The sequence below is a fragment of the Alcanivorax limicola genome, from assembly GCF_019931215.1.
Classification (GTDB): domain Bacteria; phylum Pseudomonadota; class Gammaproteobacteria; order Pseudomonadales; family Alcanivoracaceae; genus Isoalcanivorax; species Isoalcanivorax limicola.
Window position 1 is genome coordinate 741,831 of the sequence record NZ_JAIOUB010000001.1, and the last position, 22,751, is coordinate 764,581.

The following is a 22,751-nucleotide window of genomic DNA, read 5'->3' on the forward strand; positions in this document are numbered from 1 at the left end:
TATCCTTTGATCAGCGGAACTGAGCGAGAAAACGCACGTCGTTTTCGAAGAACATACGCAGATCCTTGACGCCATAACGCAGCATCGCCAGACGCTCCACGCCCATGCCGAAAGCGAAACCACTGTATCGCTCCGGGTCCACGCCGCCATGCTTGAGCACCGTCGGGTGCACCATGCCGCAGCCCATCACTTCCAGCCAGCCGGTCTGTTTGCATACGCGGCAGCCCTTGCCGCCACAATGCGTACAGCCGATATCCACTTCCGCAGACGGCTCGGTGAAGGGGAAATAGGACGGACGGAATCGCACCGCCAGATCGTCCACTTCAAAAAAGGCACGCAGAAACGCCGCAACCGTGCCGCGCAGATCCGCAAAGGTGATGCCCTCGTCCACCAGCAACCCTTCCACCTGATGGAACATCGGCGTGTGGGTCAGATCCGAGTCACAGCGATACACGCGGCCCGGCGCGATGATACGAAACGGCGGCGCACCGTTTTCCATCACCCGTATCTGTACCGGTGAGGTATGGGTGCGCAGCAGATGGCCGTCCGGAAAATAAAAAGTATCGTGCATGGCACGCGCCGGGTGATGCCCGGGAATGTTCAGCGCCTCGAAGTTGTGGAAGTCATCCTCCACCTCCGGGCCTTCGGACACGGCATAGCCGAGCCCGGCAAAGAAATCCTCGATACGGCGGCGCGTACGCGTCACCGGATGCAGCCCGCCAGGCTGCTCACCGCGCCCGGGCAACGTGACATCCACACGCTCACCCGCCAGCTTTTCTGCCAGCGCCGCGGCATTCATGGCCTGCTTGCGCGTGTCCAGCGCCGCCTGCACCTGATCGCGCGCTTCGTTGATCAAGGCCCCCGCCTGCGGCCGCTCTTCGGCGGACAGCTTGCCCAGCCCTTTCAGCAACGCACTGATCTCGCCTTTCTTGCCCAGGTACTGCACCCGCACGTCATCCAGTGCGCGCAGATCCGCCGCCTCAGCGACTGCCTTCAGGGCTTGGTTGGTCAACGCTTCCAGGTTATCCATCGTTTCTCCAAAAAAAACGGGGGAAGAGCGCGAGCTCTTCCCCCGTTATCGCCTGCCGGAGGGTCAATTCCCCGGCAGGTTGCTGTCATGCGCGTTCAGTCTACGCAGACGTTCAGGCGGCGAGGCTCGCTTTGGCTTTCTCAGCCAGCGCGCCAAACGCAACCTGGTCGCGGATCGCCAGATCGGACAGGACCTTGCGGTCGATCTCGATGGCCGCTTTCTTCAGGCCATTGATCATGCGGCTGTACGACATACCGTGCATACGCGCACCGGCATTGATACGCACAATCCACAGACGACGGAACTGACGCTTGCGTGCCTTACGGTCACGGTACGCGTACTGGCCAGCCTTGGTAACGGCCTGCACAGCAACACGGTACACACGGCTGCGGGCACCATAGTAGCCTTTAGCCAGTTTCAGAATTTTCTTGTGCCGGCGACGGGCCTGCACACCACGCTTTACTCGAGCCATTTCAGTTCTCCAAAAACCGTTAAATTATCCAGCGTTGAATGCAGGCGTCTCAGACACCCGGCAACATGCGCTTCACCAGCGCCACATCAGAGGCATGCACCTCGGACTTCGGCCGGAGCTGACGAATCCGCTTGTTGGATTTCTTCGTCAGGATATGGTTTTTGAATGCCTGCTTACGCTTGAAACCGGAGGCGGTTTTCTTGAAACGCTTGGCGGCCCCGCGATTTGATTTGATCTTTGGCATGATCTCTCTCAACTGTATTCGTTAGGTAGTGTTCAGCAAGTACCCGGCGATCCGGTTACTTGTTCTTGCGATGGGGCGCGATGATCATGATCATCTGTCGGCCTTCCATATTCGGACGCTGCTCGACCTGCCCTATCTCCGCAAGATCCGCTTCCACCCGCTGAAGCAATTCAAGCCCCAGGTTCTGGTGCGCCATCTCACGGCCTCGGAACCTGACGGTTACCTTGGCTTTGTCACCGGCCTCAAGAAAGCGAATCAGGTTACGCAATTTCACCTGATAATCGCCATCGTCCGTGCCGGGACGGAATTTCATTTCCTTCACTTGCGTCTGGCGCTGCTTCTTGCGCCCTTCTTTCAGCTTCTGCTTGAGATCAAACAGATGCTTGCCGTAGTCCATCATGCGGCAGACCGGTGGCTCCGCGTCCGGGGAGATTTCCACCAGATCCAGGTCTTTGGCCTGGGCCGCTGCGATGGCCTCTTCCAGATTGACGATGCCTATCTGTTCACCCTCGTCATCGATAAGGCGAACCTGGCTTACCTGAATCTGCTCATTGATGCGGGCGCGTTTGTCGCCCTTGCCGCCACTTTTAATGTGGACTACCTCCGGTCTGTTCTCGTCTGTCGAAACACTGCTGCGCGCCCGGGACGTTGCCCGGCGCCGGTTTCGACCCCCAACCTGTTTGGCTGACCGCGCATTGTATAGACCGCCCCAGAGGGGCACAAGCCCCGGCGCCCGCTTGTTTACCTGTTTTGGCGCCGGTTTGCCGCGCCCTTCCGGGCAGCTTTTTTACGGTTGTTGACCGTGATGGCACATTGCCATTAACATAAATGATAATTGTTATCATTACTCTTAACGATAACGTGCCCGGTCTGATGCTGACACAGGCGCGCTGATTACTTTCTGGCTTGCTGACATGCACCCTCTTCACTTCATTCGCGCTGTGGCGGCCGCTCTGTTGGTCAAGGCAACATGCTGGGCAACCATTGCCACGGGCAGCGCATGCCTGACGGAGAACGAGACTGCAGAGGGTAGGACAAACCTGCCTCTGCGGGCACTCTATGAGCAGCCCGTGAGCTGCTGGCCCGCCCCGCATGTGGACGATGGCGTGGCCTGGCAGCCCCTGGGCGAACTGCCCCCCCGTGCCGACATCGCCCCCGCGAAGCGCGACCTGGGCCAGAAGCTGTTCTTCGACCCCCGGTTATCAAGCTCCGGGCAGATCGCCTGTGCAAGCTGCCATGACCCGGATATGGGCTGGGCCGATGGCCGACGCCTGCCCTTTGGCCACGACCGGCAACGCGGGCACCGCAATACACCGTCGATCATGAACACCGGCTACCTGACCCACATCTTCTGGGATGGCCGCGTCGGCTCGCTGGAAGAACAGGCCAAGGCCAGCATACTGAACCCGATCGAAATGAATGCCACCGAGGCACAGGCCGTGCGCAGGATTGCGGAGACAGACGGCTATCGCCCCCTGTTCGAAGCCGCCTTCGATGACGACGCGGTGACGTTCGACAGGATCGCCGGTGCTATTGCGGACTTCGTCCGCACCATCAATACGCCGAACACGCCATTCGATCGCTTCCTGCGCGGTGACCGCGAAAGCCTCTCGGATGCCCAAGTCCGCGGCCTGCATCTGTTTCGCACCCAGGCCCGCTGCATGAACTGCCACAGCGGCGCACTGTTTTCCGACGAGACGTTCCACCATCTCGGGACCGCAGTCTATCAACACAGCGGCGGCTATGAGGGGCGTCATCGCGTCACCGGCGCGCCACAGGACATGACAGCGTTCCGCGTACCGCCACTGCGTGGCACCGCCCTGACCGGCCCCTGGATGCACACCGGCATCGCCCCCGACCTGAGAAGCCTGCTGCACCTCTACAACATCGGCTGGTGGCAGAACAACGCACTCGAGGGTCAGCACGACGACCCGAAATTTCCAAAACTGTCACCACTGATCCAGCCCCTGGCACTGAGCGCGTCGGAGATCAGCGATCTCGAGGCCTTCCTGAAGGCCATCTCGCCCAGCCCCGGAGAAAACCGCCGCGAACCTCCTTCGCTGCCCTGACATGATGAGGCCTTACCCATGAAACCTGCTCAGCTCACGCGCCGCCACCAGCGGCTGGGACTCCTTCTCTCAGGCATGCTCGCGCTTGTCGGCCTGCAAGCGTGCGGTGGCGGCGGCGGTAGCGGCGGCACTACGCCACCGCCGCAGACCAGCCTGACCGGCCAAGTGGATGTGCCCGGCGCCAGCAATGCCCGTGTGCTGCTGCGTGACGACGCCGACAGCGCCCGCTCATCTGTCGTGGTCAGCGACCAGAGTGGACAGTTCAGCGTAAGCACCCCGACCACCCCGCAACCGGGCTGGTATCTGTCCGCCACTGGCGGCGTGGTCAACAACACCGGTCTCGACATGCAGGGCGTGACCCTGCTGCGGCTGCTTGGCGACACCACCCCTGATGGCCCCCGGATTCTCTCGCCATTGTCCACGCTGTCCGCACATCTGCGCAGGACCCAGGGCAGCGATGCCGCCCTCGACAACTGGTTTGGCGGGCACTTGCGCGCCGGCCTCGACAACCCCGCGAGTCACCCCCGCGCACAACAGGCCAACCTGTTGATCGGCCAGTTGCTGGCCAGCCTGCGCACGCAGAATGACGGCCTGTCCCTGCTCACCCAGGCGCTTATCGCCAGCGGCGGTGATGTGGCGGCAACCGCCGGGTTATTGAGCGCGGATGACAGCCTGCCTGTCGCATTGCGCGCGCGACTGAGCCGCGACGCCGATCGCATCGCCGTGCTGCAACAGCTCGACGCCGACGACGCCGGCGCATTGCGTCAGGCCTTCAACCGCACACAGATTCGTCTGGCGCTGGAACACTTCCTGTCAGAACAGCTTGGCACGCCCGCCGACACACTGGACGGCGATGCGCTCAATGCACTGGCGCAGCAACTCTGGCACGCCAACGGCGAGCGCGGCCTGCAACCCGAGTCCGCCACCTTTGCCAACATCGCACGCTATACCCTGCGCGAGTACGACATTGACACCGGCGATCTGGTCGCAGGGTTTGTGGCACCGGAAGCGCTGGGCGACGATGCCCGTATCGCCGCGCTGGCCGATCTGCGCGTCATTGATACACAACTGCCGCTCGCCATGGGTGAAATACTGGGGCAGGACAATGCAGCGCGCATCCGCTACTTCCTCAATTCTGACCAGTCGCCGTACTTCCTGGCCGAACAGCTGTTCCGCGGCGTCAACGACGACACCGTGCTTGATCCGATTTTCAACAAGATCGCCGAGGGGCTGGCCGAAGCCGGGCTGATCGACGAAGCCGAATTGATGGTCAGCACACGTATTTTCGACCCGCTCACCAAAGCGCGGGGGTTCCGGGCTGCCGGCCTTGCCGCCCTGACTCAGACCTTCGAAGCACGCGAGCGTGGTCTCGCCCTGCTTGATGAAGTACTGGCGATTACTGAAGCACATATCGACGCCATTGGCCTGTCCAATATCGGATCCAACGAAACCTTTTTGTTACGCAGCCTGAGCACAGATTTCAGCAATGCCGGTGAAACGGAACGCGCCGAGCAGGCGCTGGCCCCGATCAGCGACTTCATCCTGGCCCAGGGCGGCCAGCAAAAGCCCTTCAATGGCAACTACAGCACCTTGACGTCTGCGGTGCTCAATCTGGCCAACGAACGGGTCACCGCCGCCGAAAATGCCGGCCTGACCGGCCTGGCTCAACAACAGGCCGTCGCCGCCGTGAACCTTCTGCAGGACCTGACCGACAATTTCCCCGGTGTCGGCTCATCTATGGTGGCCTCCTGCCTGCTTGCATCGCAATACACCGCCATGTACGGCGATCATTACCGGCGTCTCGGCCTGGCGCAGGACGCCATCCAGGCGACAGACAACTTTGCCAGCTATTTCACCAGCCGCGGTTGCCACGAAGGCCCCATGGCAACCACTGCACTCATTTCCATGAGTGCCTATGCGAAGTTCATCGCACCGGTTTACCCGACCTACGGTCTGGATGACGCCTATCAAGAGATGCTCGATCTGCTGTTTACTGATCACTACCGCACTGAAGTGCGTAACGCAGCGCTGATTTTTGTGGTGCGCAACCAGATTGTCGAAGGCGACTTCGATGGCGCCATGGACACACTGACCCATGATATCAGCTCGCCGGTAGAGCTGATGAACGCCTACACCCACTCCGGTAACGGTGTGGGAAACCGACCGACCTATACCGGCCTCAAGGACCGGGTGATTGGCACTCGCAATCTGTTCTCTCTGGCTCTGGACAATGAAGAGTTCGACACGGCTCGGCTGCTGGCCGACCGCGCCTGGTCCCTGAGCCAGAGCGATGCCTTTCTTGATGCCGCTGAAGCCACCGGCACCACCAGCCAACGTCGTGCCGAACAGATGTTCGAGCGTGGCTGTATTCGCGCCGCCATCTTGTCATTGCAACTGGGTGACGATGCTCTGGCCGCTGATCGCATCAGCAGCTGCGCCGACACCGTCAATGCTCGCGCCGCCGCCGGCATGGTGCCCGACCAGGTGCGCGTCGACGTGCTCAGCCGCCTGGCTGAGATCCACGTTGATGCCGGACTGACCAGCGCCGCCCGGCAACAGCTCGAAGAAGCGGGCACCCTGGCATCAGGCATCAACGACCCGCTCAGCCGCGCCATGCAATTGGCGCAGGCGGTGGCTGCCATGCAGGCCCATGCAGGCGCTGAGGACGCTGCCCGGAGCAGTCTGGCGGCAGTGCTTCCCGCTCTTCAGGATGCCTGGGAGGCCGCAGCGGACGAGGCAGCTCGCGTCGATGTTGTGGAGGCCGCCCGCCTGTATGGCAACCATGTTGCTGTCGTGCGCGACATCCTGCGTCGTAACGTGGCACGCAGCGGGGTTGCCACGGCCACACAACAGGCACTGATGGAAGACTATGCCGATCTGCTGCGCCGCGTGGCCACCGGCGAAGACACCGACTTCATCGGTGTACTGCCGGGCGCAGCAACCATCAATAATGCACAGGACCGTGCCGATGCCGAGAAACAAGCTGCGGAGCTGCTGGCGCTGGCCGGCGAACTCGACGACGCGCGCACGGTCGCCGACCAGGCCAGCGGCGCCGAGCGCAACCGGCGCCTGACCGGGATCGCAACACTACTGGTGCAACAGGATGCCTTCCCCGGCACCCGGCTGGCACGTTTCGACTTCGACGGCGATGGCCGTCCGGATTTCTTCAGCCCCCAGGCGAGCGCTACGGACATCACGCTGAGCCCGCTGACGCTGGATACGGATATCGACGGCGATGGCGAGCCGGACAGCACTGACAGGACGCCTTACTGCGCCTTGTGTGACGGCATGGGTGGCAGCAACGGATGAAGCACGGGGTGGGTCGTGTCATGCGTCATGCCAGTAGCTTGAGTCTGGCGCTATTCGCGCTGGGCCAGCCACTGGCATTCGCCGACAGCACCGACCCGGGTGACGACGATGAGGCGCCAGACAATCGCTTGCGCACCGTCACGGTGATCGCCGGCAGCAAAGCGCCCGGCGATCACGAAGGTGACGCCGGCGAACGACGTTTTGACCGGCGGCATATCGACGCATTCGGTGCTGCGGACGGCGGCATTGAACAACTGCTCAAGCAGGTGCCTGCCGTACAGTTCGGTGAGGCAGCCCTCGAGGCAGACGCCATCAGTGATATCCGACCGGAATCACTGTCCATTTCCGGCGGCCGGTTTTTCGAGAACCAGTTTGCGCTGGACGGGCTGTCCACCAGCAACCGGCTCGATCCTGCCAACCGCGATGGTCTCGGCATCAATGCCATACCCGGGCACGAACAGGGTTTGTTCATCGACAGCAGCCTGATTGACGAAATTCGCATCTTCGACAGCAATGCACCGGTGGAGTATGGCGGCTTCACCGGTGGTGTCGTCGATCTGACCACCATCCGTCCGGGACGTACCCCGGCGGGCAATCTGGGCATCAGCGGCACGCACAGCGACTGGGCGCAATACCGCATATTCACAGCACCGTTCGATCCCGACGACGGTGGACTCCCCCAACCGCCCCCCGATGCACCGCAGTTCCAGCGGCAACGACTGAACGCCAGCTACCAACGCGCCCTGACCGAGGCCACCGCCGGCCTGATCAGCGTGCATCACAGCAGCAGCGTCACCTCGGATGTCTCGCTGGGTCGCATGCAGGACAACACTCAGGAAAATCTCAATCTGCTGGTCAAGACCAGCACGGCATTGACACCACTGGCGTTGCTGGATGTCACCCTCACTCACGCGCCCTACTCGCAACAACTGTTCCTGAAGAACGTGCGTCACAGCGAGATTGACGTCAGCGGCGGCGGCCAGGCCCTGCAGACACGCCTGGATATTCTCGGCGACACCGTCAGCCATGACATCCGCCTGAGCCTCAACCATCAGGAAAATGAACGCCGGGCCAACAACGGTTTTTTCAACTGGCAGAACACCCGCAGCCGCGACTGGGGCGCCCGGGCCAACCTGGATACCAGCCGCGAGGGCGGCTACGGCGACCTGAGTCGGGAACAACAAGGCGCCGAGCTGCGCTGGATCATCGGACTTGCCAGTCGTGACGTTGGCGCCCTGTCGTTAACCAGCCGTATCGGCACTCAGTTGCGTTATACACACGCCATGGAACAGCGCCGCCAGCGCCTGCTGGTGCACAATGAGGCGCGCACCAACAGCAATATCGAATGCCGCGGCGAGTTCGTGGATTGTGTGCCTGGCGAGCAATATTTTGTTCGCCGCACTGTCTATGACCCCGACCGCGTCAGCGTCGCCCTCGTGGAAACCGCCCTGTTCACCGAGCAAACGCTGGACTGGAGCGATGTCAGCCTGCGAGCCGGGTTACGCCTGGAGCACGATGATTTTCTCGACAACCTGAACCTCTCACCGCGCGCCACCCTGTCCTGGGATATTGCCGGTCGCGGGGCCACACGCCTGACGCTGGGTGCCAACCGCTATTACGGCGCGCCCCTGCTGACCTACCGCCTGCGCGAGGCACAGCAGCCATTCCGCACTCAGGTTCGCGGCGCCACCAGCAATGTCGTCAACGACTGGGAAGAAGATCTGGCCCGAGGGCGTGACCGCTTTCTGTTCTCGGATCTGCGCACACCGTTCAGCGATGAACTCGCCGTTGACCTGCGCCAGGCCCTGTGGGGCGGTCATCTGACGCTGTCATTGCTGGCCCGGGACAACCGTGACGAACTGGCGCGCACTGAAACCGATGTGCAGGCGGATGGGTTTCGCAACATCATCATGAACAACGAGGGGCGCTCACGGCATCGCGCCGCCAGCCTGGGTTGGGAAGGCGCGTGGCAGCGACTGCTGGCCAACGCCTACGTTACCTGGTCAGAAACCCGCACCAACAGCAACGACTACGACAGCCAGCCCGACCCGCGCTCCGGCCAGGCATTCGTCTTCTACAATGGCCGCCGACTGGCCTACGGTGAACTGGATATCCTGCGCGAGGATTTCGCCCGGCCACTGATCGCCAACCTGGCCCTGTCGACGCAGCTCGGGCAGAACCTGACCCTGAGCCTCAATACCCGCTACCGCGCGAGCTATCGCAGCATCGTATCGACCGGCACGCAGGTCGAGGGGGATTTGATTGATGTGGGCGGCGAACAGATACCCGAGCAGCTGGAGCTGTTTCGCGACGAGCGCCGACGCGGCACGCTCCTCACAGATCTGGGCGGCCAGTGGCAAGCCAACGCACACTGGTTCGTCGGCGCCAAGGTGCACAATGCGTTCAATGGCCGCACCTATACGGTGCCCGATGAGCAAAGTGGTGTCGAAATCGGCCGCTACTTCTGGCTGGAAGCCGGGCTCAGCTTCTGAGGCCGGCCGCGAACACACCATCCACGAAAACACCGCCCACAAAAAAAGCCGCTCCGTTTCCGGAGCGGCCTTTTCGTCTGTCTGGTAGGCACGAGTGGATTCGAACCACCGACCCCCACCATGTCAAGGTGGTGCTCTAACCAACTGAGCTACGTGCCTGTAGAGCGCGGTATTCTACAGCCTGCCTCCCGGCTGTCAAAGCGTTTTTACAGCCCGGCCACCCGACGCTCGAACAGATCCAGATCGTCAACGAAGGCAGCCTGCACTGCGGAGACCAGACTGCCGATCTCCTCCGCCGTGCGCGTATCCGGAATCAGCCGGTCACTGACCATGCGCATGCCCAGCCGCACCATGAAGTTATCCAGTGCCTCGAAGGCACCGCTGGCGTGCAACTCCGCCTCGCCGGTTTCCGCGGATTGCTCGAACACCACAGTGCCGGTGATACCACGCCCGTTGTTGCCCTGCGTGGCCACCGTCAGGAAATCCCGGGCCAGTTGATCAATGGAGCGCGGCAGCACAAAGTTGATGGCGCCCGCCGGCATGATGCCCAGCGCCCGGCCACTGGTTTTCACTGCGGGCACATGGATCATCTGCGCGCCAATCACGGCGCCGCCGGGTGCGGGCTTGTAATGCAGATAGCCCTGCAGCCCTGTGACATCGGCGACGATGCCCAGCAGCTCCACGCGGGTATCCACATGCACGCTCAGCCGGCGCTCCGTGTGATCCAGCAACGGTACGGCATCCGGCACTGCCTTGCCGTGGCGCGTGGCCACTGGCTGGCCGTCGCGGATCAGCATGGTGATCTCGGCACGCAGGTCGCGGGTGTTCATCTCGACCCCCAGCACCTCGCCGTACTCATCATGCACTGCAGCACTGACGGTAATCAGCGACCCCAGCCGGTTCAGGTACCGGGCCAGCGACGGATAATGCTGGCTCATGCTGTCGGTATTCACCCGCACCGACACCTTCAATTCACGGTCCTGGTCCGCCGGGCTTCCCGCCAGCACCAGGCTCTCGATCTCACCCAGGTCGGCCACCAGTTCCCAGATCGCCGGGTAGGCTGCCCACAGCGGCGCCAGCACATCCACCTCATGGCGGGCCAGTTTGGGATTCATGCTCAGGACGCGGCCACGATAGCCCTGGAACGCTGGCTCACCTTCCACCGTCAGACGCAGCGTATCCCGGGAGGCTTCCACCACCGCCGGCCAGCTCATGCCGCCCATGCCCACCCGGACATCGCCGCTGAGCAGATAATGCGTCGCACGCCCGGCATTGATCTCCCGGGCACGGATGCTGGCCTGCATATCGCCCATGGGCAGCACTGCCGCGCTCGGGCGCGGCTGGCGCGCATCCGCAGTGCCAGGGCCGACCCGATAGGTGCCATCTTTGAGCACGCCTTCGAGATTGAGCTGGCGATCCTCCCCCGCCGTTTCCGGCAGCAGGCGGTAGAAGCCTTTCAGATCAAAACGCTCCAGCGAGGAACGCAGATCACCCACAAAGGCCTGGGTGGCCTCGTGGTACTCGGTGTTGTGCACCAGCGTATGACGCAGCTCAGCGTACTCGCGCATGCGCTCAACGGCGGCATGGGGGTCGCCCTCACCGGCGAGTGACACCGGCGGCCGCCAGCCGCGATCAATGATGTCACCGGGAACGGACTGTGCGGTAGCAGCAGCGGACAGGCACAGCCACAGGCTGCCAGCCAGCAGGAAACGGGATCGGTTCGGCCATCCGGACATGGCGTAGTACCTCCTGTGCGGGCCCCGCAGACGCGCAGGACCAAAGGAATGACTCATGTATTGTTGTTAACGGACTACTTGTAACGAACTACTCGCTCGATTCTGCGCCGCCAGCCCGCACCGGGGCATGTCTTTACAGACCGGCCTTCACGCCGCAAGGTCAAGGGCGCTGCCCCACTACTCGACCACTAACGGCAGTTGCCCGCCTTGCGAAACCCTGCCGCCAGCGCCGCCTGTTCATCGTCGAATTCCACCACATTACGTGCGCTGATCTGATGGTAACCCGGGCAGCCTGTCGGTAGATGGTAAAGATTGCTGTTGCGGTTGCCACGCACCGGCTGGCCCGCGTGGGGCTCGCGCACCGCCGGATGGGTATCCGGCAATCGACTCAGCACGCCCTCGCCGCTATTGCGATGCCCACGTTGCCACTGGCGCTCGCCGGTAACGAAGGGGTTATGGTGCCCCATGCGCGCCGCAATGCGCCGGTCGCGCTCGCGCTCCCACTCACTCACCGGAAACTGGCGATCCCAGGCCATCAGCAGGCGCTGCTGCGCATCCGCCATGGGCAGATCATAACGGTCATGCATATAGAAGGTAATACGCGCGACCTTGCCTTTTACCGCATCCCGGGGTTCGACCGCACGCTGGGAGAAGTCCACCCGGAAGTCGCAGGCGCCATGCTGCCGCGCCGCATCCGGCAGCACGGTAAAGCGGAAATTGGAGCGGTCACCGTTGATCTCGCCCACTGACGGGCTGAGGTTATGCAGGTCCGCCTCCATGGCATTGAACACCGGGTCGGTGGCGTTACAGTGGCGGCGCCCGCCTTCCTGCCAGCACTGCCGGGCCCGGCCGAAGTTGCTGGCCGGCACCACATGCTCCCACTCCAGCCGCGCCGCGCGGGTCTCTTGAGCCCGTACCGCATACCCGCAACTCGCGAAATCAATGCGGCCACCGGACCGCCCGGCCCAGTCCCAGGCACAACCGCAGTACAGGGTGCCCGCCGTACTGCGATCAGCATAAATGTGTTGCCGCGCTTCGATCTTGGCCCGCTCGAACGTGGCTGGTGCAGCCGTTGCCGCAGCAACGGCCAGCAACAGCCACACCGCAAGACCCACCAACGACACGCGTCGGCGATATGACGTGTACTGCATTCCCGTAAGCCCCATGGCCTGAGCGCCGCAACGAGCGGCGCAAAGGTGCAGTATACGACAGCTTCAGCTCGGGCGATGAATCTGCCCCATCACTGCAGAGGCCGGCGAAACGCGACGGCGGAAGGCCTCGGGAATGGTCAACTCATAGGTGACACCACTGGCGGTCAGCAACGGCGTGCGCCCGCGCTGGCTGCTGAAATACAGCCGCGAGCCGTCGGGCGTGAAGGCAGGGCCGGTCAGCTCACTGCCACCGCCCGGCACTTGCAGGAGAATCCGTGCCGGCTGATTCGGGACCATCACCATCAGGCGCATCAGGTCGCCGTCTTCAGCCACCACCACATCCCCTGCCGGGCTGATCACCAGATTATCCACATCATCAAACGGCTCACCGACGCCGATCAGTTGATCGTTGTCGAACACCACTTCCAGCAGATCGTTATCCACGTCGAGGGCCAGCACCCGGTTGTCGCCCTTGCAGGCAAAGAAGACCACTGCACGCAGCGGATGTGCCGCGCCCATGACCGGCGGCCGTAACCCTTCCGGCAATTCCTGTATCCACAGGCCCTCGCCGCCCCGGAAGCGCGTGCCCGGTGCGCCCACGCCGGCGATGCCTTCGACTTCGGGGCGCACGGTTTCCTGCGGCCGATGGGGATCGATCACCGGCACCCAGCGCACCCGATTCACGCGCCGCGCCTGCACAATATCTTCCTGGTAGGCGCCATTCTCGAAGCCCGTCACTTCCAGCACCTCGAGCACACCGTTATCCAGATCCAGCGACGGCTGCCCTGTCATCGACGTCACCGTGCCGAAAGAGCGAAAACGATAGAACCGGCCATCGCCACGGTCTTCCGTCAGGTACACCGTCCGGGTCTGCCAGTCGACCGCCGCCGCTTCATGACGGAACACGCCCAGCGCCGGCCGCACCTGGGCCTGGGAGGGTGTGCCCAGTGGATGACATTCATAGACCAACCCGTCTGAGACTTCCTCGCAGGACAACCAGGTGCCCCACGGCGTCGGTCCGCCAGCACAGTTGGTGCGGGTGTTGCGCAGAATGCTGTAAGCCCGCGTCACGCGACCGTCCGCATCGAAGCGCAATGCACCGACGCCGCCGTTGATCGGCGTTTCGCTGTTGGACACATAAACCCAACCGCCATCCTCTTCCACCGGAAACACAGCGCCACCGTCCGGGAAGGTGTGCCAGTTATAGCCGGTCAGGCCCAGCGGGTCCGGCAGGCCGGTCACGGGATTTTCCAGATGCCGGGCAACGCGGCGAATGCTGAAGCCCTCGGGAATCAGAACGCCATCCACATCGCTCTCCACCAACGGCCCGATATTGGCCAGCGGCCCCGGCGCCAGCGGCAACTCCGCCGTCAGTGGCTCCGGTGCGCCCGGCGGCAGTGGCGCACCGGGCTGGCCCGGCCCGGCGCCTGTTGAGGAGGAACCGCCACAGGCACCCAGTACCGAAGCACCTGCACCGTAAAACATGGCCTGAATGAGTTTGCGACGCGTCAGAGAAACAGAATGCATGACATCAACCCTGAAAAATAAAATCAGCGCGATGCTCCCTGTCGGCTATGACGGATTGATGATCGTCTACAAAAGCGCAACACAATTGCCATGATTCTGCTACACATCTGCAGGGCCTTGTCTTTTTTCTGAAAGACTCGGTCGCGACACTGGCGACCATCGTCATACATCACCGGAAAGCCAGCATGCCGCGTCTTTATTTTTCGTCATACCTTCTGCCCTGCTTTACCGCGCTGGTGCTGTTGCTCAGCGCCTGTGGTGGCAGTTCTTCCACACCCTCGTCTACCGGCGCGGACGTACCCCGCGATGAGGGCCCGGATACACAACCCGTCGGCACGGCCTGTGATGACGACATGTTTATGCTGGCGGAAGACAATGGCCGCACACCGGCAGATCGCGCCACTGATGTAGCGCTGAACAGCAGCCTGCTGTTGCGCTTCAACGCCCCCGTCGACCCGGCCAGCGTCGATAACAGCAGCGTCATGCTGACAGGCCCCGGTGCCGGCATGCTGGCCTTCGATATCAATGGCAATACCATTACCGCCACGCCGGACATGCCGTTGCAGCCTGACACCGAATACACGCTGACCCTGACGACAGCGCTGCGCGATCAGTGCGCATCGCCGCGCACATTGCGCGATGCTGATGCGGTTGCCAGCGTATTCAGCACTGGCACCGATAGGGACCTGGCACAGCCGCGCCTGACGACGCTCAACCCTGCCGACGGTGAATTTCTCGCACCGGGCGGCGAGCCTTTGACGCTGACATTCAACAAGGCCATCGCGCCCGCCAGCACACCCGGCAGCGTGTTCCTGATTCAGGAGGGCAGCAATCAACCGGTCGCCGGCACGCTGGATACGGACGGCGATATCGTGCGCTTTATCCCGGCACAGCCCTTGCCCCAGCAAACTTGGTTCCGGCTCAGCGTGACCACCAATCTGCGCGATCTGTCCGGCAACGCGTTGCAGGCGCCAGTGCAGGCGCGCTTCCGCACCGGCGGCCTAATGGTGCAACTCAACGAACAGATCATTCGCCAGATCCCCGGCGTCAGTGATGGCATTGATCTGCTGGCAGGCGAATTGTTCAACGCACTGGGCATCAGCGAGCGTGATGCCGGACTGGGCGGCCTGGACAATCTGCTGGTGCTGACGCTGCCGCTGGTGACGCCCTTGAGCCAACTCGACCCCGCCGGCATTCCCGACGGCACTCTCGATGGCACCAACACACTGGTAGCGGTGTGCAACCCGGGCACACCCGGCGAGCGCTGTGCGCTGTCACTGGAATTGAACGTCAATCCCCTGGCATTGACCGGCTTCGCCGAGGCACTGGCCGATGGCGACCCGGCTGAAGCCCTGCAACAGATCGCCAACGCACTCACCACCACCGAAGGCGTACTCGGCCTGGAGCTGGCCCTGCTCGCGCCGGGATTCGAAACGCTGTTGCCCGGCCCGCTGGCAGACGCCGTGGGTGAAGGGCTGGCGCAGCTGCAGAACGGTCTCGGCGCCATGCCGCTGGGTGCTATTGCTGAACTGCTCGGTCAGGGCACTGAATCACTGGTGCGCATCGGCCTGCTCAATGGTTCCCTGTTGTCTCTGGGCAGCGCTGACGGTCTCAGCAATGCGCCGGCCGGCTTTATCGCCACACTGGTGGTCGCGCTGGCCGGTGGACTCGAGCAGGGCCCGGGGCTCGACAGCCTGCCGCTCGGCCCACTGGCTGACCTGCTGCCTCTGTAACGTCGTTTGCTATAACAGCCGCATGCATGCCATGCCCTGCATGCGGCGAAATACCGCAGTGTTTTTCCACACCCGCCCCGATAAAAAAGACTATGATGCAGGCTGATCGCTGGCGCCCTGCACTTCACGGGCGCTTGTTGGGTCCACCTTTAACATATGTGATACTGCTTCCCGGGGGCTGTGCGCGCTCAGGGGTCTGATGGACCAGCGCCTTCGGCACCCGTTACGGTGACACAACCATCAGGGAGAAAAACGTGATCGAACTTGATCCGGTCCTGCTATCACGTATCCAGTTTGCCTTCGTGGTGTCCTTCCACGCCATCTTTCCCGTTTTCACCATCGGCCTCGCCTCTTACATCGCCTTTCTCGAAACCCGGTTGTTCACTACCGGCAAGACAGTCTATGAAGAGCTGGCGCATTTCTGGACCAAGATCTTCGCCGTCGTATTCGGCATGGGCGTGGTATCCGGCATCGTCATGGCGTTCCAGTTCGGGACCAACTGGAGTGTCTTCTCCTACGCCGCATCAAATTTCCTTGGCCCGGTACTCAGCTATGAAGTGGTGACCGCCTTCTTCCTGGAAGCCGCATTTCTCGGCATCCTGCTGTTCGGGCGCCATCGGGTGCCACCGGGTATGCACCTGTTTTCCGCCTTTATGGTGGCCATCGGTACTTTTATCTCGTCGTTCTGGATTCTCTCCGCCAACAGCTGGATGCAGACACCTGCCGGGGTCGAACTGGTGAACGGCCACTTCCAGATGACCTCCTGGGGCCAGGCCATTTTCAATCCCTCTTTTGGTTGGCGCTTTGCGCACTTCGCGCTGGCCGCGTTCATTACCGGTGGCTTTGTGGTGGCCGCCATGTCGGCCTGGTATCTAATCAAGGGCACTGCGGTAGAAAGCAGCCGCAAGGCGCTGGGTTCTACCATCATCCTGTTGGCCATCCTGACGCCGACCCAGGCCTTTGTCGGCGACATGCATGGCCTCGATACACTCGAACATCAGCCGGTCAAGGTCGCGGCGATGGAAGGCGCCTGGGAAACCCGCGAAGGCTTGCCGCTGTTGCTGTTCGCCATTCCCAGCCAGTCTCAGGAAAAGAACTTTCTCGAAATCGGCATTCCGAAACTCGCCAGCCTGATTCTGACCCACGACCTGGACGGTGAAGTCAAAGGTCTGAAGGAGTGGGCGCCGGAAGATCGGCCAAACGTGTTCATCGTGTTCTGGAGTTTCCGCGTCATGGTCGGTATTGGCCTGCTGATGATTGCCATCACGCTGACCGGCGCCTTCCTCCACTGGCGCGGCAAGTTGTTCAACAGCAACTGGTATTTGCGCATCGTGTCGATGACCGCACCACTGCCTTTCCTCGCGGTGCTGGCCGGCTGGTTTGTCACCGAAGCAGGCCGCCAGCCGTGGCTGGTCTACGGCATGCTGCGGGTCGAAGACGGTATCACGCCATCACTCACCGGCTGGATGGTGCTGGCGACCCTGATCGGCTACGTGCTGGTGTACGCAGCCATTTTCGCGGCCGGGCTCTACTATCTCAGCCGCATCATGCGCGCCGGGCCGCACGCCTATCCCATCAAGACCGACGACGGGACCGGCCGTCCCAAACGCCCGTTTTCGGCGGTGGACACGGCCATTGATAACGACCTCGACCAGAAAGCACCGCACAGGAGCTGAGCGCCATGGAACTGATTGATCTGACACTGATCTGGGTAGGCATCGTCTCTTTTGCGATCTTCATGTACGTGATCATGGACGGCTTTGATCTGGGCATCGGCATCCTGTTTCCCTTCGCGCCGGGCGACAAGGCCCGCGATGACATGATGAATTCCGTGGCCCCCATCTGGGACGGCAATGAAACCTGGCTGATCCTGGGCGGGGCCGGGCTGTTGGCGGCCTTCCCCTTGCTCTATTCGATCATGCTGCCGGCCCTCTATATCGGCGTTTTCCTGATGCTGGCCGGGCTCATCTTTCGTGGTGTGGCATTCGAGTTCCGCTTCAAGGCGACGCGCAACAAACACCTGTGGGATTACTCCTTCAACCTCGGCTCCACCGTGGCAGCCTTTGCACAGGGCGCCGTGGTCGGTGCCTACATCCAGGGCTTTACCACCGAAGGCACCAGCTACGTCGGCGGCGCCTTTGACTGGCTTACCCCGTTTACCGTCATGACCGGTCTCGGCGTGGTGGTCGGCTACGCCCTGCTCGGCGCCACCTGGACCATTATCAAGACCGAAGGCGAAGTGCAGGCCTGGGCTTATCGTGTGGCGCCCTGGTTGCTGGGCACACTGATGCTGTTCTTCCTGATCGTCAGCATCTGGACCCCGCTGGCCCACGAGCGCGTTATGGCACGCTGGCTGGATAACCTGAGTGTCTTGTGGATCTTCCCGGTGCTGACGGTCGTGGTGAGCGCAGTGCTGATGCGCGCATTGCAGCAACGCAAGGAAGTGCTGCCGTTTCTGTGCACCCTGCTGATCTTCGCCCTGTTCCTGCTGGGCATGGCGATCAGCAAATGGCCCTATGCCATTCCGCCGACCTTCACGTTCCATGAGGCAGCATCAGATCCTGGTTCGCAGTTGTTCCTGTTGCTGGGCTTCCTGTTCGTGATTCCCATTGTGCTGGGCTACACCGCCTGGACCTACTGGGTGTTCCGCGGCAAGGTATCCGGCCAGCAGGGCTACGGTCACTGATTCTCCGCCCGCACGCGGGCGTTCAGGGAAATACATGGATCCTGCAACACTCGCCGCGCGCCACAACAGTGAAGCACCGCTGTGGCGCGCGGCGGCAAGGCAACTGCGCGGCTATATTCCGGCCCGCACACGCTACGCCCTGCTGGCGTGCATTACCGGCGAAGCCCTCGCACTTATCGGCTTCCTGTGGTTGCTGGCCGTTACGCTGGCGGCACTGGTCACCGCCCCTGCAGTGCCGCCCCTCAGCACCCTTGTGTTGCTCGCCATACTGGCGCTGGCGCGCGGCGCGTTGCTGATATGGCGCGACCGGCTCGCTACCCGCCTCGGCCTGCAGATCACCAGCCGGTTGCGTGCCACCCTCGCGCACAATGCCATGCAGCCCGCCTGGCGCCTGCAACATGGCGAAGGTGCCGGCCGCCTGGCCACCCGCCTCGGTCAGGAAGTGGATGTGTTGCAGCCCTACTATGGCGGCTACCTGCCTGCTTTTTTCAATGCCATGGTGCAGCCCCTGCTGATTCTGCTGCTGGTGTTCAGCCAGAACTGGCTCGCGGGGGTGTTGCTGTTATTCGCTGCGCCCATGATTCCGTTATTCATGGCCATTATCGGTATGGGCGTTGCCGGGCTGGCCGAGCAACAACAGCAACAGCTTGCCCGCCTGGGGGATCACTTCCTGGACCGGCTGCGCGCCCTGCCCCTGTTGCGCCTGGCTGGCGCCACTGAACGCAGTATCGACAGTGTCGGCGTGGCCGCCGACGCCTGGCGGCAATCTGCCATGCGCGTATTGCGCGTGGCGTTTCTGTCATCCGCGGTGCTGGAATTCTTCGCCTCCATCGCCATTGCCAGCGTTGCCATTTATGTCGGCATGGCGCTGCTGGGCTTCCTGACCTGGGGCCCCGCTGAAAGCATCACCGCCGTCTCCGCGCTGGTGATCCTGCTGCTGGCCCCGGAATACTTTGCGCCACTGCGTCAGCTTGGCCAGCACTACCATGACCGGGGCGCCGCGCTGGCAGCCATGGCCGGTCTCGCGCCGTTGCTGGAGAGCCCGGTGGCGCCACCCGGACAGCACACAGCCACGGCACCACGCTGGTCGACCGCGCCGCAGGTCACTGTCACCGACCTGACATTGCAACCGCCCGGTTGCGAGGCGCCGATTTTCAGCGGGCTCAACCTGGAGGTCGCTGCCGGCGAGTGGCTGGCGATCACCGGCCCGTCAGGCAGCGGTAAATCATCACTGGCCGACGCCCTGCTCGGCTTCAGCACGCCCGCCCACGGTGATATTCGCATCGACAACCAGCCACTGGCGCACATGAACGCCGATGAACTGCGGGTCAATACCGCCTGGCTGGGCCAGCAACCCAATCTGTCCGCTGCCTCCGTGCTGGCCAACATCGCCCCGGGCGATGACGATCCAGCACAAAGCACGCTGCAACAACTGATCGCAGACTGCGCGCTGACCCCGGTCATTGCCGCCCTGCCCCACGGCCTGCACAGCCGTCTCGGCGATGATGGCGCGGGCCTCTCCGGTGGTGAACGCCAGCGCGTGGCATTGGCGCGCGCCCTGTATCGGCAGCCTCGCCTGCTGATTCTGGATGAACCCACCGCCAGCCTCGACCCGGCATCGGAAAGCGCCATTCTGACAACACTGCGCAAGCTCGCCGGTGACACCACCATCATCATGTTCGTGCACAGCGCCCGCGCCGCGGCGGCCGCAGATCGCTGCCTGGATTTGACCGCCTATGAATGAGCCCGCCCAACGCCATCACTGGCGCTTCCTGTTGCAGCTCGACACAGGCCGCCGTCGCTGGACACTCGCGGCCCTGTTGCTGGCACTACTGGCTGCCTTTTCTGCGGTAGCCCTGGTGGCGGCGGCTGGCTGGCTGATCACTGCCAGTGCTCTGGCAGGTATCGCCGCCAGCGCCGGCGTCGCCATCACCCTGGAAATCTTTGCGCCCGGTGCAGCGATTCGCGCCTTTGCCGTGCTGCGCACCGTCAGCCGTTATGGCGAGCGCCTGGTGGGTCACGAAGCCATCTTCCGCATCATGGCAACGCTGCGCCGCACCCTGTTTGCACGGTTTGCGGCATTGCCCTATCAGCGCCTGCTGTCAGCACGTCGGGCCAGTGTGCAAGTGCGTTTGATGAGTGACGTGCAGACACTGGAAAACGTGCACGCTGGCCTGCTTTTTCCCACCGCCGCAGCAACTGGCGCCACCCTGTTGCTCGCGCTCCTCGCAGCTTGGTGGGCCAGCGCCAGCTTTGCCTTGCTGATTATCGGGCTTGGCATACTGATGCTCGCCACCTGCGCGCTGACCGCGCGCCTGAACCGCCACCGTCTGCTGCGCCAGGAAGCACGGCGGGATCGCAGCCGCCGCGAATTGCTGACACTGATCAGCAGCCACAAAGAACTGTATTTCGCGGATACCCGAAGCCGTCAGATGCAACGCTGGCTGACACGGGAAGCACACAATAACGCCGCACTCTTGCGCCAACGCCTGGGCGCCGCGGGCGGCGAGGCGCTCATGCAATGGCTGGGTGCTGCAGCGCTGATTGCTGCCGTGTGGCTCAGCGCACACCTGCTGCTAACAGATGAGCTGCTGCGCAATGCACGCGTCGACGGCGAGGCAGCGGGTAGCACTGCCGCGCCGGTGATGGCATTGCTGATTGTCGGCATGTTGTCCCTGGGCGGGTTGTGGGCCGGGCTGGCCAATGCCTGGCGGCAGATGCCGCAGACCCATGCCGCTGTCAGGCGGTTGTTGCGCGACCGGCCTTCGCCTGACCGGTCTGTGCCGTCAGATTCCGACGCGCCGTCAGACACCACAACTCAGCCGCCTGAGTGGGTGCTGGATAAGGTCTCCCTGCGCCGCAGTGTTGCCGGGCGCCCGTTGCTGGATCAACGCGATCTGGTCATTACCGCTGGCAGTTGTCTTTATATCACCGGCCCCAGCGGCATCGGCAAAAGCAGTATCGCCAGTCTGCTGTGCGGACTGTTGCCCGCCGACAGCGGCACAGTGCTGTTTGCCGGGCAACCGGTCGGCACCATCCCCGAGGCGCAGCGCCTCGCACGCATCGCGATGATGCCCCAGGACACCACCCTGTTATCCGCCACACTGCGCGACAACCTGACCCTGGCCAACCCGGCGCTTGATGACGACACCCTGCGCGCCGCACTGAACGCCGTCGGCCTGGATTATCTCACCGACGCACTCGACCAATGGATCGGCCTCAACGGCAGACCCTTGTCCGGCGGCGAAGCCCGTCGCGTCGCCCTGATCCGCTGCGTCCTCACCCCCGCCGACGCCCTGATCCTGGACGAACCGTTCCGCGGCCTCGACACCACCAGCGCCACCCAGGCCAACGACTGGCTGCGCCAACACCAGAACAACCGCACCCTCATCATCCTCGACCACACCCCCCGCTTCCCCCACCACCAAACCCTCAACCTCACCCGTTGAACACCGCGGCACCGTAGGGTGTGCTGAGCAACGCGAAGCGCACCATTGCTACGGCTCACAGTCCAAACCACACCAAAACCTGCAACCTTCGGTGCGCTTCGCGTTGCTCAGCACACCCTACGAAAACATCACAAACGGCTGGACGGTGTTGGGCGCGCGTTTTACTCTGAATTTTTTCGTCAAGGGAATGACGATCATGCCCAACTACCGTCGACCATGGCGCCCCGGTGCCACGTGGTTTTTTACCGTCACCTGCCAACACCGTTATCTTGATCCCCCGCTGATCAAACACATCGACGCATTGCGAGACAGCATTCAGCGTGTCCGCATGCGTCACCCGTTTCACATTGATGCGATGGTTGTCCTGCCCGATCACTTGCACGCCATCTGGACCCTGCCACCGAACGACGTTGACTTCGCCACACGCTGGTCACTGATCAAGGCCGGCTTTTCCCGTCGTGTTCCCGATCAGGTTCGCCGTTCACCAAGCCAACATCGCCGCCGGGAGCGGAGTATCTGGCAACGCCGTTTCTGGGAACATCTGATACGAGACGAACGGGATTATCAGCGGCACATGGACTACATCCATTTCAACCCGGTAAAACACGGCCTCGCCCCGCGGGCCGTAGACTGGCCCTTCTCCAGCTTTCACCGCGCGGTAAGGCAAGGCCTGTACTCCCCGGACTGGGCCGCCAGCCCCGATGATGATCTTCAGGCTGGGGAGTAAGCGTTGGTTGGCATATTGGAGCATTGATGCACTGCCGTAGGGTGTGCTGAGCACCGCGAAGCGCACCATGGCTGCGGTCCACTGCCGCACTATGCCAGAGCCTGCAACTCCCGGTGCGCTTCGCCG

The 22,751-nt window shown here is 62.7% G+C and carries 16 protein-coding genes and 1 tRNA gene; 9 read left to right on the forward strand and 8 right to left on the reverse strand.

The window, feature by feature from the left end; all coding sequences use genetic code 11:
* Window positions 1-10: 10 nt before the first annotated feature.
* The 4 genes from pheS to infC form a co-directional block, all read right to left on the reverse strand.
* The gene (gene pheS / locus K8B33_RS03265; RefSeq protein ID WP_223423240.1) at window positions 11-1,030 is read right to left on the reverse strand and encodes a phenylalanine--tRNA ligase subunit alpha; all 1,020 of its coding nucleotides are present in this window, start codon (window positions 1,028-1,030) and stop codon (window positions 11-13) included.
* A 112-nt stretch (window positions 1,031-1,142) separates the two neighbouring features.
* A complete protein-coding gene (rplT, locus tag K8B33_RS03270) occupies window positions 1,143-1,502 on the reverse strand; it encodes a 50S ribosomal protein L20 (protein ID WP_223423242.1) in 360 nt (119 codons plus the stop codon).
* Between the two features lie 49 nt (window positions 1,503-1,551).
* Window positions 1,552-1,746: a 50S ribosomal protein L35 gene (rpmI, locus tag K8B33_RS03275; protein ID WP_223423244.1), complete on the reverse strand. Its 195-nt coding sequence runs from the start codon at window positions 1,744-1,746 to the stop codon at window positions 1,552-1,554.
* A gap of 55 nt (window positions 1,747-1,801) precedes the next feature.
* The gene (infC, locus tag K8B33_RS03280) at window positions 1,802-2,467 is read right to left on the reverse strand and encodes a translation initiation factor IF-3 (protein ID WP_449697241.1); all 666 of its coding nucleotides are present in this window, start codon (window positions 2,465-2,467) and stop codon (window positions 1,802-1,804) included.
* A gap of 349 nt (window positions 2,468-2,816) precedes the next feature.
* Here infC and K8B33_RS03285 point away from each other — a divergent pair, with 349 nt between their 5' ends.
* From K8B33_RS03285 to K8B33_RS03295, 3 genes are read left to right on the forward strand one after another with little or no spacing between them, the layout of a single operon-like run.
* Entirely contained in the window at window positions 2,817-3,815 is a 999-nt protein-coding gene (locus K8B33_RS03285; protein ID WP_223423247.1) for a cytochrome-c peroxidase, read from the forward strand.
* A gap of 18 nt (window positions 3,816-3,833) precedes the next feature.
* Window positions 3,834-7,124, forward strand: coding sequence for a hypothetical protein (locus K8B33_RS03290; protein WP_223423249.1), 3,291 nt, complete (start codon window positions 3,834-3,836; stop codon window positions 7,122-7,124).
* Window positions 7,125-7,144: 20 nt separating this feature from the next.
* Window positions 7,145-9,616 (forward strand): TonB-dependent receptor, encoded by a 2,472-nt coding sequence (locus K8B33_RS03295; RefSeq protein WP_223423252.1) that lies wholly within the window; start codon window positions 7,145-7,147, stop codon window positions 9,614-9,616.
* Window positions 9,617-9,698: 82 nt separating this feature from the next.
* Here K8B33_RS03295 and K8B33_RS03300 read toward each other — a convergent pair.
* From K8B33_RS03300 to K8B33_RS03315, 4 genes are all read right to left on the reverse strand, one after another.
* Window positions 9,699-9,775, reverse strand: a tRNA-Val gene (locus tag K8B33_RS03300).
* Window positions 9,776-9,822: 47 nt separating this feature from the next.
* Window positions 9,823-11,352, reverse strand: coding sequence for a hypothetical protein (locus K8B33_RS03305; protein WP_223423255.1), 1,530 nt, complete (start codon window positions 11,350-11,352; stop codon window positions 9,823-9,825).
* A gap of 188 nt (window positions 11,353-11,540) precedes the next feature.
* On the reverse strand, window positions 11,541-12,503 hold the full coding sequence (locus K8B33_RS03310; RefSeq protein ID WP_223423257.1) for an endonuclease: 963 nt from the start codon (window positions 12,501-12,503) through the stop codon (window positions 11,541-11,543).
* A 63-nt stretch (window positions 12,504-12,566) separates the two neighbouring features.
* Window positions 12,567-14,030, reverse strand: a complete 1,464-nt coding sequence (locus K8B33_RS03315; protein WP_223423260.1) for an alkaline phosphatase PhoX — start codon at window positions 14,028-14,030, stop codon at window positions 12,567-12,569.
* 185 nt (window positions 14,031-14,215) lie between these two features.
* On the opposite strand from K8B33_RS03315, the gene K8B33_RS03320 reads away from it, so the two are divergent.
* The 6 genes from K8B33_RS03320 (at window position 14,216) to K8B33_RS03345 (ending at window position 22,625) form a co-directional block, all read left to right on the forward strand.
* Window positions 14,216-15,763 carry an Ig-like domain-containing protein gene (locus K8B33_RS03320; RefSeq protein WP_223423262.1) on the forward strand — a complete coding sequence of 516 codons (1,548 nt, stop codon included), beginning with the start codon at window positions 14,216-14,218 and terminating at the stop codon, window positions 15,761-15,763.
* 257 nt (window positions 15,764-16,020) lie between these two features.
* The gene (locus K8B33_RS03325; protein ID WP_223424498.1) at window positions 16,021-17,439 is read left to right on the forward strand and encodes a cytochrome ubiquinol oxidase subunit I; all 1,419 of its coding nucleotides are present in this window, start codon (window positions 16,021-16,023) and stop codon (window positions 17,437-17,439) included.
* Window positions 17,440-17,444: 5 nt separating this feature from the next.
* Complete coding sequence (cydB, locus tag K8B33_RS03330; protein WP_223423265.1) at window positions 17,445-18,449, forward strand: cytochrome d ubiquinol oxidase subunit II; 1,005 nt, start codon at window positions 17,445-17,447, stop codon at window positions 18,447-18,449.
* 34 nt (window positions 18,450-18,483) lie between these two features.
* Window positions 18,484-20,193: a thiol reductant ABC exporter subunit CydD gene (gene cydD / locus K8B33_RS03335; RefSeq protein ID WP_223423267.1), complete on the forward strand. Its 1,710-nt coding sequence runs from the start codon at window positions 18,484-18,486 to the stop codon at window positions 20,191-20,193.
* Window positions 20,186-21,898 (forward strand): amino acid ABC transporter ATP-binding/permease protein, encoded by a 1,713-nt coding sequence (locus tag K8B33_RS03340; RefSeq protein ID WP_223423270.1) that lies wholly within the window; start codon window positions 20,186-20,188, stop codon window positions 21,896-21,898. Before cydD ends, K8B33_RS03340 begins: the two co-directional genes overlap by 8 nt.
* Before the next feature lie 196 nt (window positions 21,899-22,094).
* Entirely contained in the window at window positions 22,095-22,625 is a 531-nt protein-coding gene (locus K8B33_RS03345) for an REP-associated tyrosine transposase (protein ID WP_223423272.1), read from the forward strand.
* Window positions 22,626-22,751 lie beyond the last annotated feature (126 nt).